Origin of the sequence: Aeribacillus pallidus (assembly GCF_050478865.1) — a bacterium.
Classification (GTDB): domain Bacteria; phylum Bacillota; class Bacilli; order Bacillales; family JACDOC01; genus JACDOC01.
Genome location: NZ_JBCNBW010000022.1, coordinates 36,737 through 51,311 on the forward strand (window position 1 = coordinate 36,737; position 14,575 = coordinate 51,311).

The window sequence follows — 14,575 nt, forward strand, 5'->3', positions numbered from 1 at the left end:
AAGTCTTTTCGCCGCATCAATATCCACTCTCCTGGCGCTGGTGATTCACCGTATTCTTCTGCATATAGGCTTTCTCAATCTGCTCCCAGGTGAAGCCGAGCATTTTGCCGAGTCCGAGAAAGTAAGCAAAAACCAAATCGTATATTTCACCATTAACATCCTCATGACGATGGAAATAAAGGGAGTTGATCCAATCGTATATGGCGATAAATTGCCCTAAAATATCACCGTCACCGAAATACAACGGCTTTGGTTCATAATCTTCATACACTTCATTCATGTTGATGTCGTTTCCGATAGATAAGAGAAAATGCAAACCGTCTGCGAATTCTTCAAGGAGTGGATTTCTGATACATTCTTCGCAATATGTGAGACCACTTACGCATTCTTCACATCCAATTTGTACATACGTTCTCGGCTCTTGGTCATTACTCCAAAACTTAAATCCTCGCCATTCGTTCGCTAACTCCCCTAACTCAACCTGTAACGCAAGGATTTTCTTTGCCAGCCGATCTTCTCCCTCTTGTCTTGGGTGTTCTCGTTCAATTCGTTCATCCAACTGGCGTTGCAGCTGAAAAAGTTTAGATAAATCCATGAATTTTCACCTCGTTCAGTTATTGATTAGTTAAACGCCCATATTTGCCCTGTACAGCGTTTTTCTCACTTTCGAACACTTTCCTATTACCCTCACAAGAAAAACGCCACAGAAGTCAAAATTTGAAGATTTCGAGTGTGTTAGAGTTTTATCTTTGCTATCGCAAGCACATGACGCAACGTGTAATAATCAAGATCATAGATTGATTGATTTTGATATTCTGTGATGCCAAGGTCTAGCAGCTGTCGAATGATGATTTGCTTTTTAAGTTCCTGGCTAAATTGAACTTTTTCGTAGAGGATACCCATTGCCTTACCTCCTTTCATAAAATCCAGCCAACGCTGGAAATTTGCTATGCTCTTTCCTCATATCTCGAAATGTGAGAAATTCATTTCCACGTGACATTGGAAAATCTAACGGGTATTCGTGACAATTTTTCGGATTTCGCTTGAACTTCTTTTGGAAAAACTCAATTGCTTCTTCCTGGCTTGCAGCAAACACAAAAGCGAAAAGCTTGTCGTCATATTTGAGTGAGAAAACCTTTATGTCGCTGAATCCGAGCTGATTTTGTACAATCATCTGTGCAACTTTTTCATGATTGGCTTGCAAAAAGTCGATCTTGTCGGCATCATCGTCGAGGGACACTTGCCCTTCTTGGAGTAAATGTAGTATGTAGTGGGCTAGTGTCTTTTCCTCGTATCGGATACTCTCCTCATACAGCTCTCTGACCGTAGTCATCGACAATCTCTCCTGTATGCTCGTTGTACTTGACCCGAACCGTTCCAACCGGACCGTTTCGGTTTTTGGCGATGATAAGTTCTAGCGTGTCATCATCAGTTTCCTTGTTGTAGTACTTTTCACGGTACAGGAAGATGATAAGGTCCGCGTCTTGTTCCACACTTCCCGATTCGCGTATATCTGACATCATCGGCCGCTTGTCCGATCGTTGTTCGACTGACCGATTCAACTGCGCTAGCGTAATGACCGGACAATTGAATTCTTTCGCCATCGCCTTCAAACTTTTTGATATTTCTGTCACTTGAAGATGTGCGCTGCCACCGTAAAAATTCGCCGGACGAATCAAAGTCAAGTAATCTATGAATATCACAGGCTTTTTGTCTGAGAAACTATGAATCATCTTTCTTGTTTTCGCTCGCATTTCCGCTATTGTCTGGCCAGCACCGTCAAAAATCTGAATGTTGGTGTCAGCTACTCTTCCAATGATGGTCGGCCACATCTTTTTCTGTTCATCCGTTAGTCCTTTGTAAAGATTTCTCATCTTCATTCGGTTAAATCGTCCTGTGGAAGCAATCAGACGGTCCGTGATGCTTCTGCTCGGCATTTCAAGTGAAAACACAATCGGTAAATATCCTTGCCAGCCTGCTTGTTTTGCTAAGTGAATCATGACGTCTGTCTTACCCATGCTCGGGCGCGCTGCAATCACCGTTACTTCGCTGTTTTGAAATCCGTTTGTCATTCTATCGAGTTGAGCAAGTCCTGTCGGGACACCTCGTTTCTTTTCTTCCGGTTTCCAAGGAGCTTCATACATATCGGTAAGGATATCTGTTATGGCTGCATGGTCATCTACTTTAGCTTCATTGATAGCGTCTAAAGATGTGATGACTTTCCCGATTTCCCAACCTTCCTGAATGGCCCGGGTCAATATGTTGTTTTTCTCCCGTTCTTTCCAGGCATCAAGGACAAGACTCTCATATTCTTCGATTTTTTCAGCATCGGCAAAAGAAGCAAGTTCATTGATATATGAGATACCGCCGAGTTGTTCAAGAATAGGGACCGTCGATAAAGTAACAACATCGACGGGCTTTCCCTTTCTCACGAGCTGTAGCATTGTTTTAAAGAGTTTCTGATGACGAGTGTCTTCGAGTTGTTCCGGTTTTAGTATCGTGTCCTTTAGCAAGTAGTTATTTTTTAGAAACGTACCAAGTAAAGCCTTTTCTGCAATCATGGCCAATCCTCTCCTGCGTTAATATCGAATACAAAATCATTTGGTATGTCACGACCATGTTTTTCTGTTACCACCACTTTTGTTTTTCCTGTTCTCTGTTTTGTTTTCTGATCGAACTTCTGGTTGTACTCCTTCACGGCATCTAAGGTGAATAAGCCTAAATTGTGAAGATCTTTTAGAATCTTAGAAACATAACTTGATGGATTTCTAGGTAACTGTAATCGTGCTCTTTTGATTACCTCACAAATGATCGCTTCTGGTTCAATAAATTGACTTTTATCAATCCAATAATTAAACTCATCCATTAACGTTGGTGGTGGCAGATAACCAAACGCATTTTCAAACTCAATAAACGGATTAGGTTTGCCTATATCATCATCATTTTTATTTAAATTTTTATTTATATTTTTTATTTCTTGGGGGGTAGAATTACCCGGGGCACCCGGGGTAACTTTACCCGGGGTACCTTGGGTAGTTTTACCCGGGGTAACTTTACCCGGGGTAGAATTACCCTCTGTTTCATCTAGAATCCATTCGTCATAATTTTTGTTAAAACTGATTAGTCTAGGCTTACCAGGAGAAACTTTTTGGAAAATAATCTTTCTTTGTTCGAGCTTCTGCAACTCCCTCCTGATTTGCCTTTCATCATAATTTGTTGCTTTTCCAAAAAAGCTAAGAGAAAATTCATGTTCCTTTCGATTAAATCCATAAGTGTAGCGCCAAATGACGAAGATAAGACGATATTGGATAGGGCTGAGCTTGGTCAGCGCCATTCGTTCTAAAATCTCGTTTGCAATTTTGGTATATCCATTCTCAAGCTGTACGTCTGCCAAGCTCAACACCTCCTATTTTTGGATGCAAATAGCAAAGCCATCTTTTACGCTTTTCACTGTATATTCTGGATATCTCTGCATATACTGTAGGACAAGCTTTTTCAAATCCTCTTTATCTTTTGCCTCCTCCCATATCCATTTAGGGAGGAGGACTTTATACGGAACTGGATCGTTACTCAGCATCAAATACAATCTCCTCTTGTTGAGGGTTTTCTGGTCGTTCCTCTTCAACAGGAACCTCAAATGCCTCACCCTCGATGTACTCGACGTGCTCTGGCTCAGAAGTGATATCTTTGCGAACCACTTCGTCCTGGGCTGCTTGCTGTTGAATCTCAATGGAAATCGGCAGGTACTTCCACATATGACGGATAACCGTTTTCTTTGCCATTTCCTCATAGTCCGTCACCCACGGACCAGCGTTAGCCGCCTTACTGCGTTTGCGACGTTTTTCAATCTCCTCTTTTGGCATGAACTCGAATTGATAGCCACCGTCTTTGAAATGAGCAACCGCATAGGCACCGATAAATTCACCGCGGTCTGTCATCGCTGGCTTATGAACGAGCTTTGGATGTAAGCCGTACTCATATTCGAATGTGTCGTTTGAGTAAACCGCATGAGCATAAATGCTTTCGATGTTTCCGCTGCGTCGAGCTAGGTCAATCATGCCTTTGTAACCGATAATGAACTGAACGTCTGTCTGGCCCGTTTTTCCGTTTTTAAATGGTACTAAGTAACAATGGCCGATTAATCCTGGTTCAAGACCAAGCTGTGCTGCTTGCATAACCGCACCAAGAAGCGAAGGAACAGAGCATTCAAGTAGTTTTGGATTTGTTCGAATAGTTGTAAGAGCAATTCGTGCCATACGATCGGCATCCATATGTTTAGGAAGAGCCTTTTCAATTTCCGGTCCCATCTTTTTGAGATATGCCGCTATCGTTTGGGCTGGAGAAGGAGGTGCCGCCTCCGTATTCTTCGCTTTGTTTGCTAGTTGGTTTTTAAGCGTTTGGTTTGTTGCCATCATTATCCTCCTCAAACATTTTTAGAATTTCTTCTGCACTTTCGTTAGGAAACGGACCATAAATACGATTGCCAATTACAAATCACAAAATGTGTTTTAGTTCTTAAAAAACCTAATCCATTGACAAATGCAAAAGCTGCCATACTCATTCACCTACTTAATCGCGAATCGCCGTGATATCGATTCCTTGGCGACCTCTTGATATATTTCTGGGTACTTTGCTTTGAGTAACTTCGTATCAACACGGCTACTACGAACGTTTTTCCATGTGACGATTCGTTCACCGGCAAACCCTTTTTCATAATCCCCAAGCATAGCTTTAAGTTGATTTTCAGCTTCCTTTCGGCGTTCTGCTGCTTCAGCTTCCTCTTGTTTGGCTTGCTCATATTTTGCTATCAACTCAGTAGCATCAGTAGGAAGCTCGATTTCATCATCGAATTTGGCTGTAGGATAGATAGCCTTCAACAAATCGCTCGAAGCATCCGAACCGTCGAACATTGGAGGATTTTTCTTTAACACGTGATTGTTCCAAAATTCTGACTCAATTTGGATGAGATACTGAATAATCTCCTCATCTCGTTCGATTTTTTTGTAGATGAACTTATTTCCGCCGATGAGAACTGCAATCCACCAATAATCAAAACCAGTGACGGCCATGTAGTGCTGGCATTGAATGAGATATTCAGCCGGAACCTCATTGTCTTTCCACTCTTCCTTGAGGTATTCACTTGCCGTTTTACACTCAAGCCCTGCTTTTTCACCGACAATCAATCTATCTACGTTTGCAAACATAAAAGAATGTTTTGGATGCTGTAGGATTGCATTTCTGCGACGAACTTTTAGACCTGTACGTTTTGCGAATTCTTGAGCTACGACATCCTCAAGCATCGTGCCCCAATATGCTGCTTCGCTGTTCACCTTTTCCTCTGGGGCTTGTCCAATCTTTTCGAGATACACCCCAACAGGAGATTTCCATTTGTTCAGACCTGCAATAGCCGCAGCATCCGAACCGCCAATTCCTTTCCGACGAGCCTGCAGCCATTCTTCATGGCTCATTTCATTTGTGTTTGCGAGAACAACAGCTTCCAAGTTACTCCCCTCCGTGATTGATTTAGCGAGGTGATTCCTGTACTATGTAGGTATAACAGTTCTTCAAAAGGAATCACTTTCCCGAAACGTCTCACTCCGCCAAGTGAGGCGTTTTTCATTCTCCTGCCGTTTTTGCGAAGCCTATTTCGGCGCAATAGTCAAAAGCGCACTCTCTGCTTTCATGGATCATCTCGCCAGCAATCTCGATGATGTCATCTCCTTCGTAGATTTCCTCACCGCATCCGGTACAATAGCCAACTACTCTGAGGAAGACTGACTCTCGATCGCGAATCGGATGACGGTCAGAGATTATCGGATTTTCAACAGATGTTGTCATACTTGTCCCTCCTTTCGCATAGATTGATAGTGTAGAAGATGTGCTAGCGCACATCGTCAAAGGTGAGAACGCTGATGACCGGGGGATGGAGTCAGCGCAACGTTCCCACCCTTGACGACAGGCACTAGGCCTATCGCGCTTGATGAACGATTCAAGCAATGATACAATGGGTCTGTGAGTGTTGATTTGGGTTTTAGTTGGCTACGGCTAGTGTTGGCGCACTGGCCGTTTCTTTTTGTAAAAAGCGTTTGTACAGCTCCTCTTTTACCTTTAATTCAGTTGCCAATAACAACGCTGGATTTTCACGCATTTCCTTGCACCATCTACGAACTTCTGAAACTTTCTTGATCCGGCAAATGGTCATTGTTCATTCCCCTTTCTCACAACGAGCATGATGTCTATTCCGCGTTCCTTCATCGATGCAACCAGCTCTGCCAATTTGTCATGCTCCTCTTTCTTCCGAACCAGCTTGTCCAAATCGCGTTTGTAGCGTCGAAACTCTGTCATCCATCGCTCCGCATCATCAAAACAAGAATTTACCCATGCGACTCTTGCTCGATCCAAGTAGATGCAGCCGCAGCCCCAAAGCTTTTCCGCCAGCTCCCGATCTTGTGGAAGGACGTTCATGATACTGCCACCTCCTTTTGAAGAAGTAGACGGAATGTCTCTCTACCTTTCGGTGTAATCAGCGTTTGAACATCGGCTTTTCCGTTTCTTGTAAACTCCTTCAATTTGAATAGATCCGGAACATACTGTGCATATGGCTTCAATTTACCTTTCTGATCCCGGTAGACGAATTTGTTATCAAGGAGCCATTGAATGAAATACCGTTCTTTCACTTCCAGTTCTTTGGCCGTGTCTCTAAAGTTTGTGAGTAGGTTCCGATCAACCAGAGCATCAAAATAATCGGCTTTCGGCTTCATGGCTGCAATTTGTTCGTTCTGTCTGCGAACCGTTTCTAGAACGCCGCGGAACATCATTTTTGTTTGATCGTCTGCAAATGGTAAGTAAGTTTGAATAAACAGATCATCGTTGGATACATAGCCGCCGGTTTTGCGAATTGTCGGAAGGACTTCATCGAAGACCCATGATTCGAATTTTTCGGCTACTGGTAACTGACTTTTAACGATAAGTCTGTAAAGATTACCCTCATCAATAAATCTCTTTTGTTGTGTTCCGCCACTTGTAGGGACTGGGCGATTTACCCACCCCTTTTCCTTTGTATGTTGTTTAATTGCTTTGTGTGGATCAGCGTAACCTAATTTTTTTGCAACTTCTGTTGCAGGGAAATAAACATTTCCGTTTTCAATGAACACCTGCAGCTCACCAAACAAATCATGTTTAAAAACCTGGATATTACTCATTGTTTCCCCTCTCTTTTTGTAGGAATTTCCTCCTTCTTGTCGAATTAGGACGATGGGAGGAGGTGAGAATGTATGCGACTAAACCATGATTGTGTTAGAGATTTGTTGCTAGAACTAGAAGACAAGCTGCTATTAAACGATTGTTTTTACCTATCACAATTAAGAGAACTTGATTCGTTTAAAAAATATGGTGAAGAAACTTGCATATACGCCCTTCTAAAACTTGCCGAAGCTGGATTTATTATTGAAAATCACTTGGAAGCTGATAATGGAATTTATGAACTAAGCGTTTCTTCGATCACGTGGCATGGTCATGAATTTCTAGATAACATACGCGATCCGAAAATATGGAAGAAAGTCAAAGATGCAGCAAGCAATCTAGCTAGCACTTCCGTTACAATTTTGGCTCAATTAGGTTGGCAAGCAGTAATGAACTACTTGAAATAGTTAACTACTCAATGATTGGTTTTGAACCACTATTTTTGACATTTTCGAGCCTCGCTTTGAGCTCTTCAAGCGAGGTTTCCGCTATATACTCTTCTGACAACAACCAGCCATAAATGTGGTATTTCATCGGTCGCTTAAATTCTTGAATCCCTACTTCTTGCATCCATTTCCGTTTTTCTTCTGAAATCGTCATTTGATTTCACCTCCCTGCTTGTCCACTTTTTCGCCAAAAGGAATGCCCTAAAGGACTGGATCATATTCACGATCAATACGTTCATGCAGTTCTTTTTTGAATCGCATCAATTCATCGTGCATTTCACGGTCGCGATTTTTTGTAACTTCAGCAACTTTACGTGTGTAGAATACAATGGCTTCCGGCAACGTTTTGAAGTCGTATGCACTAGGCATTGTCATTTCCGTTCACCTCCTTTAAATGGCTTTCCGAAATATTTCAGCAAAGTGTTTTTGCAAAAATTCCTCCATGCGTGAAGCGATGAAACACCATCTTTCCCCTCGTTTTTCCGGGTAGTAAACAAATCCACCGTTTTCGATGTCGAGGATTTTTTTGTAGCGAGGCTGGAGGAGAATATTTTCCTTTAGCCAGTCCTCGCTATAGCCAGTTCTTTCTTTAAGATCCTGCATGGACCACCAGACTTTGCTCATGCCATCCCGCCTTTCAGCTAATTTTCTTGTTATTTTCCGGATCATCTTTTTCAAACAAATATTCAATTGGTAAATCCGGAAAAAAAGTTTTTTTAATTATCAAGCATTCGTCATAGTAAAACCGATATTTTCCATTCATTTTGTCGCTAATTGTTGCTCTTCGAACATTTAGTGCTTTTGCAATGTCCCCCATAGTAAGATCATTTCTAGCCATTTCTGCTTTTAGATTCCGGTACATTTTGTACACCCCCTTTTGTTATGAACGCATTTTCGTTTATTCACTTTTAATATATACGCAGTTTCGTTTAGTGTCAACAAAATTTTTATGAAAAATATGCGAAATTGAGTAAATTATAAACTTTACATACGAAATTTTGTATGGTATATTAAACATGTACGAAATATCGTACATAAAAACAAATGAAAGTGAGGTGATTAGATGAAAAGGGAAGAAATTATTTCAAGGCTTATCGATGAAAAATTTGACAGTAAGAGGCAATTTGCAGAATACATTAATATTCCTCCGACAACTTTACAATCGATTTTGAAACGTGGAATTGGAAAAGCATCAATTGATAACGTTATAAGTATTTGTAGAGGGTTAGGGATAACAGTAGACGATCTCGAAAGAATGGCAAATCAAGAATCTGATCAAGAATCATATGACCAGAAAAAAAGCAAAGAACTCATAGAGACGTTCCGGGCATATGAAACAGATAAGGTAACACTTCCTTTATACGGTGATATTGCAGCTGGTGCTCTCGCAACAATAGAAGCTGTAACAAAAGAAAACATCGATACTATCACAATTTCAAGGAAATTTTTAGGGAAGTATTCAATGAATAAAAAATTGTTTGCGATGAAGGTAAATGGAGAAAGCATGAATAAGGTTATCCCTAACCGCTCTTACGTAATTTGCAAACCAATTGAAATTGAAGAAGTAAAAGAAGATGACATTGTTATTTTCAGTTATGACGGGGATTACAGCATGAAGCGTTTTAGGAGAGATGATGACGACCGAGTACTTATCTTTAGCCCCGAATCAACAGACAAAAAATTTAGAGACTTAGTTATACCGTATGACACATTAAATGATTTAAAGATATACGCTAAAGTCATATGGTACTCAGTTGTACTAGATTAAATTTTCGGCCGGGAATTTAATCAAGGCGGGTAACTCCCGCCTATCTTTTTAGAAAGGAGATGAATAAAGTGGCCAGTATTCAAAAAATGAAAAACGGTTGGCGTTACCGAGTTTCATACAAGGAAAACGGGAAATACAAAACGAAAACAAAAGGAGGCTTCCGCACCAAGAAAGAAGCAGATCTTGCGGCTGCGGAACTGGAAAAGCAATTGCACAAAGGATATGACATTAACGCTGGGGATCAGCTTTTTTCTGAATATATGAGAAACTGGTTTGAACTATACAAAAAGGGAAAGCACAGCAAAGAGCATGACAAGAACGTGGAATTATCCGTCAAACTTGTGGAACAGTATTTTCAAGGTGTGAAATTGAAAGAACTGACCCGCGATATGTATCAAAAATTTATCAATGAAATTGCTGAAAACCGGGCGACGGAGACCGTGAAAAAACGGCATACCTATATCAAAGAATGTATAAAGGCTGCAATTGAAGAAGGGATAATAACGAGGGATCCAACATACAAAATAATTGTCAAGGGAAAGAAAAAGGGAAAAGATGAGGAATTAAAATATCTCAACTATGAGGAAGCGAAAAAACTAATAGCTGAAATCAAAAAGGATATGCGACCAAAATATATTTCAAGGTATATCATTCTCTTCGCAATCGCTACCGGCGCCCGTTTTTCAGAGATCCTCGGACTCACATGGGATTGTGTCGATTTAAAGAACAGGATGATCACTATTAACAAGACTTGGGATTATAAATATACAAATGACTTTGCGGACACAAAAACGTATTCTTCAAAAAGGACGATAAAAATTGATGTGGATACTTGCAAAATGTTAAAAGAATTGAAAAAGGCGCAAAATGAAACCGCAATTAAAACAGGATTGAGAAATGAAAAAAATCTTGTTTTCGTTAACACAAAAATGGAATTGGTATCTAATAATGCAGTGAATAAGACATTAAAAATGCTTTGCAGAAAACTTGGTTTAAAAGAGGTTACCATGCATTCCTTAAGACATACTCATGCCTCAATGCTTTTATATAGAAAAGCAAATATCAAATATATTTCAAAACGACTTGGTCATAAGGATATTGGTATTACGCTACAGACATATTCGCATATATTAGACGAATTAGAACAAGCGGAAAATACACTTCTCGATGAAGTCATGGACGACTTGTATCATGCAAAATAGCCGTGCAAAATTCGTGCAAATTTTTTTCGAATTCTATCGGATTCTTTCGGATTCCAGAAAAATAAAAAACGACTGCAAACACAGTCGTATCAAGGCTTCCACGATTTTTGTTCGTGAACTATCGGACACTAATGATGCCGATGGTGGGAGTCGAACCCACACTCCACAAGGGAACACGATTTTGAGTCGTGCGCGTCTGCCAATTCCGCCACATCGGCACGTTTTTGTTGGTATTAACAACGAATTATTCAGTTAGACGATCACTCTTCAAGGTACGTTACTACAAGTCGTGCGTGTCTGTCGACAATGAATAATATAACACGGACGCAAACGTAAGTCAATCTGTTTTTTAAACTGCACCTAAATTTTGGGCAGCGATCCTTGTTTTTATTTCAAGGGAACTTATGCATATGTTTTATTATTTTTTTGACTTGAGATGAGAACAACCTATGTTGACGGCAGAAATGTTATATTTGTTCATTTTTCAACCATTCAAGGTGAAGGATTAAATCATTAAATAGTAACATTAGTTATACTTGAGGGAAATCGTGGCCTCAAGGAAAATCTAACAAACATTGGTTACTGAACGCAATAGGTAAAATCACTTAGGTAGCATCACTTTTTATGTTAAACAGAAAGAATTAAAAATCTGAAATCACACAGTTTCGGTTTAATGAACCATTATACCTTTGATATTTCTATTTTATTTATCAATTGCAAAAGGAGACGTACTGTAAGAGATAAAAGAAAGATGGTTACATACGAGTGCATCCAGGTCCATGAATGGTATGTAATTAAATCGGTATATTTTTCACAAATGACCTCAATTATCGTTAATCCAGCGGTATACAATGCACATTGTAGAACAATGCCTAGAAATCTTGAATGTACAGTTGTTTGATAGAAGTAAACACACATAATGGGATAAAGAATATATTCAAAAAGAAGACTTGCATCGAAATATTTACTTAAAAACCTTACAGGGTATTCAACCATTTTTTCTTCTACAACAAAAACCCCAATAAATGATGAAAAATAAGCTTTCATTAAGAAAATTAAAATCGTGTCTTTCAGAAGGAGTGGTTTTCTTAAACTGAAAATAATTAATCCAAATCCAATGATTAAAAAACACCACAATAATATTCTGTCCATTGAATCATGTATTCTCCCATCGTTAAATTTTTTCTTCCAACCGTATATATGAAGGCATTTCCGAGTAAACCTCTCCAAAATACATTTTTCATCTATCTCATTGAAAAAAATCTTACAAATAGCTTCTTTAGTTTCATAAATTGGGTTAGGGCCATATCTTTATTGGTTCCTAAATATGAACATTCCACAAAGCATAGGAATAATCATTACCAATCCTACGGTTAAAGTGGGGATGGCTAGTTTCGGTGCATATATTGCACTCAACTCTCCCAGGAAACCGGCAATGATAAATGGAATAGCGGTCTTTGACTTGTCAGCATTAGGTTTTGCATAATACCAAGCATCCCATACTACATAAACATAAAATCCAGGGTAAAATAACATGAATTGAAAATTTGTCACATCTATAGCCTGTTGGTGGAATCCATTAAAATCAAGATAAATGGCATGGTTTATATGTCCAAATATATTATCAAAGTGTTCAACTATTAAAAAGAAGACACCTTTCAAGAACTGACCATTATAAATTTGTCCGAATCCGGGCATAAGAATGGAAAATAAAGCAGCAATATTTCTCATTGTCAACAACGTTTTAAAATTCCTCAATTTCAACGAAATGAAATTCCCCATTATGAACGTTTAATTTGATAAATTGGCAGGATAAATGCCTGCTTTTTTCTTTTCTTTGAGACGATAAGAATCGCCTTTGATATTAAAGGTAATGGCGTGATGCAATAAACGATCTAGAATAGCTGTAGCTAAAACTTCATCCCCAAACACTTTTCCCCATTCAAGATAGGATTTATTCGATGTGAGTATCATAGAACCTTGTTCATAACGTTTTGACACAACCTGAAAAAAGACATTCGCTGCTAGTTCATCAAAAGGAAAGTATCCAACTTCATCAACGATTAGCACATCTGGACGACTCCAACGATTAACCAATCGCTGGAGGGTCCCCTTTTCTGTTGCCTTTCGGCATTCAGCTACTAAATCATCTGCCGTTAAGAACAGAGCTGTGTATCCTTTTGTAATTGCTTCTACCGCAAAGGAAATCGCTAAATGTGTTTTTCCAACACCTGGTGGACCTAAAAGAATTCGATTTTCCCCATTGCCAATGAATCTGCAGGTAAGCGTTTCTTTCACCCTTTTTTCACTGATACTCGGTTGAAACGAGAAGTCAAAATCATGAATGGTTTTCATATATGGCAACTTGGCTCTTTTCATACGTTTTTGAAGTTGTTGCGACTCTTGATATTCAATTTCTTGTAAAACAATTGTATTTAGAAACTCAGAATATGATACATTATCTCTAGAAGCGTCTTCTAATAAGTGATCGAGTTGGTGGGCTGTGTGATACCAACCAAGCTTTTTTAAACGTTCAATCATCAATTCATTCATCATACAGTCTCACCTTCTTCCAAGGCTGCATAGGCAGCGAGAGGACGTTGTTCTACTTTAGGAGAGGGGACAGGAGAATGATGTTCGTTGGCCGCCAAACCCTGAACGTCTAATATTCTCTGTCCTTTTTCTTTTTTATGTAACTCTCCATAATGTTCCATATGAACATGAACAGTTGCTTTTCCTGTTAAAATAGGGTGTTGGGCAATACATTCATACTCATCATAAATTTCAATATGATGGTCAAGCGTTTCTTTTACCTTTACGGTTTGCCCTGCATAACGATAAGGAACGGAATATTTCTTTCCTCTGTATGATACAAAACAATCTCGACTGACTTCTCGTGTTTCCCATCGACAAGTTGGAAATAATGGTTTGACTCCCCATGCCTGCAGAAACTTCTGTTCCTTCTCCAAACGGAGTACCGGTGGTTCATTTGTTGTTTGATTTGGCTTTTGATTAGCCACTTGATCCAGCCAGACACGAATTGCCTCGTTTAATGCAACGAGAGTAGGTTCATGCTTTCTCTGAAAGAAATTATTCTTTAAGTAACTGACCACTCTTTCTACTTTTCCTTTTGTTTGCGGACGCTTCGGTCGACAAGCTTTCGGAATGATTCCATAATAAGCAAGAAAATCTTCAAATGTTCGGTTAAATCGAATTTCAGTAGGACTGTGCTTTACCACGACGGTTTTCATGTTGTCATACAGAATCTGTTGAGGAATCCCATTAAAGTAAGAAAATGCGTTCATATGACATTTCATTAATGTTTCCATATTCATATTGGTAGTAAACTCGATATATTTCATTCGGGAATACCCCAGTACCATCACAAAAGCATAAATTTCTTGATTCTGACCATCGACTAGATATTTTCCTACGTGCGCCCAATCCATTTGGGCTTGTTTGCCCGGTGGCGTTTCATACCGTAAGGTAGCTTGTTTCTTCGGCTTCTCTCGATACGGACGAACAAAGTCTCTTAATATAGTCATTTTTCCTGCATACCCCATCGCCTGAATTTCTTCCATAAGAACCACACAATTGGTGGTCCCCTCTTTTATTCTTTGCAGTAAGTAGTCTTTATAGGGATCGAGTTTCTTTTCTTTCTTTTTCCCATCGGATTTACGCTCTGGTAACTTATCCGTATTTAGATACTTGCGAATGGTTTTACGATCAAATCCTGTTTCTTTAGCGATTGCAGTTTGAGTCCAACCTTTTTGATATAATTCTCGAATCATAAAAAAATCCCCTATCTTCAGCATCGTTTCTCCACTCCATCTATGATGTTGTTTTGAAACGATTATCTGTTATTATTGGGGAATTTTAAACCGTTGTTATTGGGGATTTTATCACCGTTGTTGACA

General features: G+C 39.5%; 22 protein-coding genes and 1 tRNA gene. 3 read left to right on the top strand and 20 right to left on the bottom strand.

What is annotated here, in order from left to right:
• Positions 1-16 precede the first annotated feature (16 nt).
• The 11 genes from ABES52_RS06020 to ABES52_RS06070 form a co-directional block, all read right to left on the bottom strand.
• Positions 17-595 (bottom strand): dUTP diphosphatase, encoded by a 579-nt coding sequence (locus ABES52_RS06020; RefSeq protein ID WP_429649959.1) that lies wholly within the window; start codon positions 593-595, stop codon positions 17-19.
• A 140-nt stretch (positions 596-735) separates the two neighbouring features.
• Positions 736-903 carry a hypothetical protein gene (locus ABES52_RS06025; RefSeq protein ID WP_429649961.1) on the bottom strand — a complete coding sequence of 56 codons (168 nt, stop codon included), beginning with the start codon at positions 901-903 and terminating at the stop codon, positions 736-738.
• A 4-nt stretch (positions 904-907) separates the two neighbouring features.
• On the bottom strand, positions 908-1,333 hold the full coding sequence (locus tag ABES52_RS06030) for a hypothetical protein (RefSeq protein WP_429649963.1): 426 nt from the start codon (positions 1,331-1,333) through the stop codon (positions 908-910).
• Positions 1,308-2,561 (bottom strand): replicative DNA helicase, encoded by a 1,254-nt coding sequence (locus tag ABES52_RS06035; protein WP_429649965.1) that lies wholly within the window; start codon positions 2,559-2,561, stop codon positions 1,308-1,310. The genes ABES52_RS06030 and ABES52_RS06035 overlap by 26 nt, the downstream gene beginning before the upstream one ends.
• The gene (locus ABES52_RS06040; RefSeq protein WP_429649967.1) at positions 2,558-3,394 is read right to left on the bottom strand and encodes a replication protein; all 837 of its coding nucleotides are present in this window, start codon (positions 3,392-3,394) and stop codon (positions 2,558-2,560) included. Before ABES52_RS06040 ends, ABES52_RS06035 begins: the two co-directional genes overlap by 4 nt.
• A 172-nt stretch (positions 3,395-3,566) precedes the next feature.
• Entirely contained in the window at positions 3,567-4,412 is an 846-nt protein-coding gene (recT, locus tag ABES52_RS06045) for a recombination protein RecT (protein ID WP_429649969.1), read from the bottom strand.
• Positions 4,413-4,565: 153 nt separating this feature from the next.
• Positions 4,566-5,501, bottom strand: coding sequence for a YqaJ viral recombinase family nuclease (locus ABES52_RS06050; protein WP_429649971.1), 936 nt, complete (start codon positions 5,499-5,501; stop codon positions 4,566-4,568).
• Between the two features lie 115 nt (positions 5,502-5,616).
• Complete coding sequence (locus tag ABES52_RS06055; protein ID WP_429649973.1) at positions 5,617-5,838, bottom strand: hypothetical protein; 222 nt, start codon at positions 5,836-5,838, stop codon at positions 5,617-5,619.
• Positions 5,839-6,031: 193 nt separating this feature from the next.
• Entirely contained in the window at positions 6,032-6,202 is a 171-nt protein-coding gene (locus ABES52_RS06060) for a hypothetical protein (RefSeq protein ID WP_429649975.1), read from the bottom strand.
• Positions 6,199-6,465: a hypothetical protein gene (locus ABES52_RS06065; protein WP_429649977.1), complete on the bottom strand. Its 267-nt coding sequence runs from the start codon at positions 6,463-6,465 to the stop codon at positions 6,199-6,201. The genes ABES52_RS06060 and ABES52_RS06065 overlap by 4 nt, the downstream gene beginning before the upstream one ends.
• A complete protein-coding gene (locus ABES52_RS06070) occupies positions 6,462-7,202 on the bottom strand; it encodes a phage antirepressor KilAC domain-containing protein (RefSeq protein WP_429649979.1) in 741 nt (246 codons plus the stop codon). Before ABES52_RS06070 ends, ABES52_RS06065 begins: the two co-directional genes overlap by 4 nt.
• Positions 7,203-7,274: 72 nt before the next feature.
• On the opposite strand from ABES52_RS06070, the gene ABES52_RS06075 reads away from it, so the two are divergent.
• The gene (locus ABES52_RS06075; RefSeq protein ID WP_429649981.1) at positions 7,275-7,649 is read left to right on the top strand and encodes a DUF2513 domain-containing protein; all 375 of its coding nucleotides are present in this window, start codon (positions 7,275-7,277) and stop codon (positions 7,647-7,649) included.
• A gap of 4 nt (positions 7,650-7,653) precedes the next feature.
• On the opposite strand, the gene ABES52_RS06080 is transcribed toward ABES52_RS06075, so the two are convergent.
• Genes ABES52_RS06080 through ABES52_RS06095 form a run of 4 tightly spaced genes read right to left on the bottom strand, consistent with a single transcriptional unit; the run spans position 7,654 to position 8,550 of the window.
• On the bottom strand, positions 7,654-7,842 hold the full coding sequence (locus tag ABES52_RS06080) for a hypothetical protein (protein ID WP_429649983.1): 189 nt from the start codon (positions 7,840-7,842) through the stop codon (positions 7,654-7,656).
• A 47-nt stretch (positions 7,843-7,889) separates the two neighbouring features.
• The gene (locus tag ABES52_RS06085; RefSeq protein ID WP_429649985.1) at positions 7,890-8,063 is read right to left on the bottom strand and encodes a hypothetical protein; all 174 of its coding nucleotides are present in this window, start codon (positions 8,061-8,063) and stop codon (positions 7,890-7,892) included.
• Positions 8,064-8,078: 15 nt separating this feature from the next.
• Entirely contained in the window at positions 8,079-8,312 is a 234-nt protein-coding gene (locus ABES52_RS06090) for a DUF771 domain-containing protein (protein ID WP_429649987.1), read from the bottom strand.
• A 13-nt stretch (positions 8,313-8,325) separates the two neighbouring features.
• On the bottom strand, positions 8,326-8,550 hold the full coding sequence (locus tag ABES52_RS06095; RefSeq protein ID WP_429649989.1) for a helix-turn-helix transcriptional regulator: 225 nt from the start codon (positions 8,548-8,550) through the stop codon (positions 8,326-8,328).
• Positions 8,551-8,751: 201 nt separating this feature from the next.
• On the opposite strand from ABES52_RS06095, the gene ABES52_RS06100 reads away from it, so the two are divergent.
• Both ABES52_RS06100 and ABES52_RS06105 read left to right on the top strand, forming a co-directional pair.
• Positions 8,752-9,456 carry an XRE family transcriptional regulator gene (locus ABES52_RS06100; protein WP_429649991.1) on the top strand — a complete coding sequence of 235 codons (705 nt, stop codon included), beginning with the start codon at positions 8,752-8,754 and terminating at the stop codon, positions 9,454-9,456.
• A 68-nt stretch (positions 9,457-9,524) separates the two neighbouring features.
• The gene (locus ABES52_RS06105; protein WP_429649993.1) at positions 9,525-10,658 is read left to right on the top strand and encodes a site-specific integrase; all 1,134 of its coding nucleotides are present in this window, start codon (positions 9,525-9,527) and stop codon (positions 10,656-10,658) included.
• A gap of 135 nt (positions 10,659-10,793) precedes the next feature.
• On the opposite strand, the gene ABES52_RS06110 is transcribed toward ABES52_RS06105, so the two are convergent.
• The 5 genes from ABES52_RS06110 to istA all read right to left on the bottom strand — a co-directional run bounded on the left by ABES52_RS06110 (position 10,794) and on the right by istA (position 14,473).
• A tRNA-Leu gene (locus ABES52_RS06110) sits at positions 10,794-10,876 on the bottom strand.
• 463 nt (positions 10,877-11,339) lie between these two features.
• A complete protein-coding gene (locus tag ABES52_RS06115; protein WP_429649995.1) occupies positions 11,340-11,810 on the bottom strand; it encodes a CBO0543 family protein in 471 nt (156 codons plus the stop codon).
• A 159-nt stretch (positions 11,811-11,969) separates the two neighbouring features.
• Positions 11,970-12,389: a hypothetical protein gene (locus ABES52_RS06120; RefSeq protein ID WP_429650003.1), complete on the bottom strand. Its 420-nt coding sequence runs from the start codon at positions 12,387-12,389 to the stop codon at positions 11,970-11,972.
• A gap of 60 nt (positions 12,390-12,449) precedes the next feature.
• Positions 12,450-13,214 (bottom strand): IS21-like element helper ATPase IstB, encoded by a 765-nt coding sequence (istB, locus tag ABES52_RS06125; RefSeq protein ID WP_429649997.1) that lies wholly within the window; start codon positions 13,212-13,214, stop codon positions 12,450-12,452.
• Positions 13,211-14,473, bottom strand: coding sequence for an IS21 family transposase (istA, locus tag ABES52_RS06130; RefSeq protein WP_429649999.1), 1,263 nt, complete (start codon positions 14,471-14,473; stop codon positions 13,211-13,213). Before istA ends, istB begins: the two co-directional genes overlap by 4 nt.
• Between the last annotated feature and the right edge of the window lie 102 nt (positions 14,474-14,575).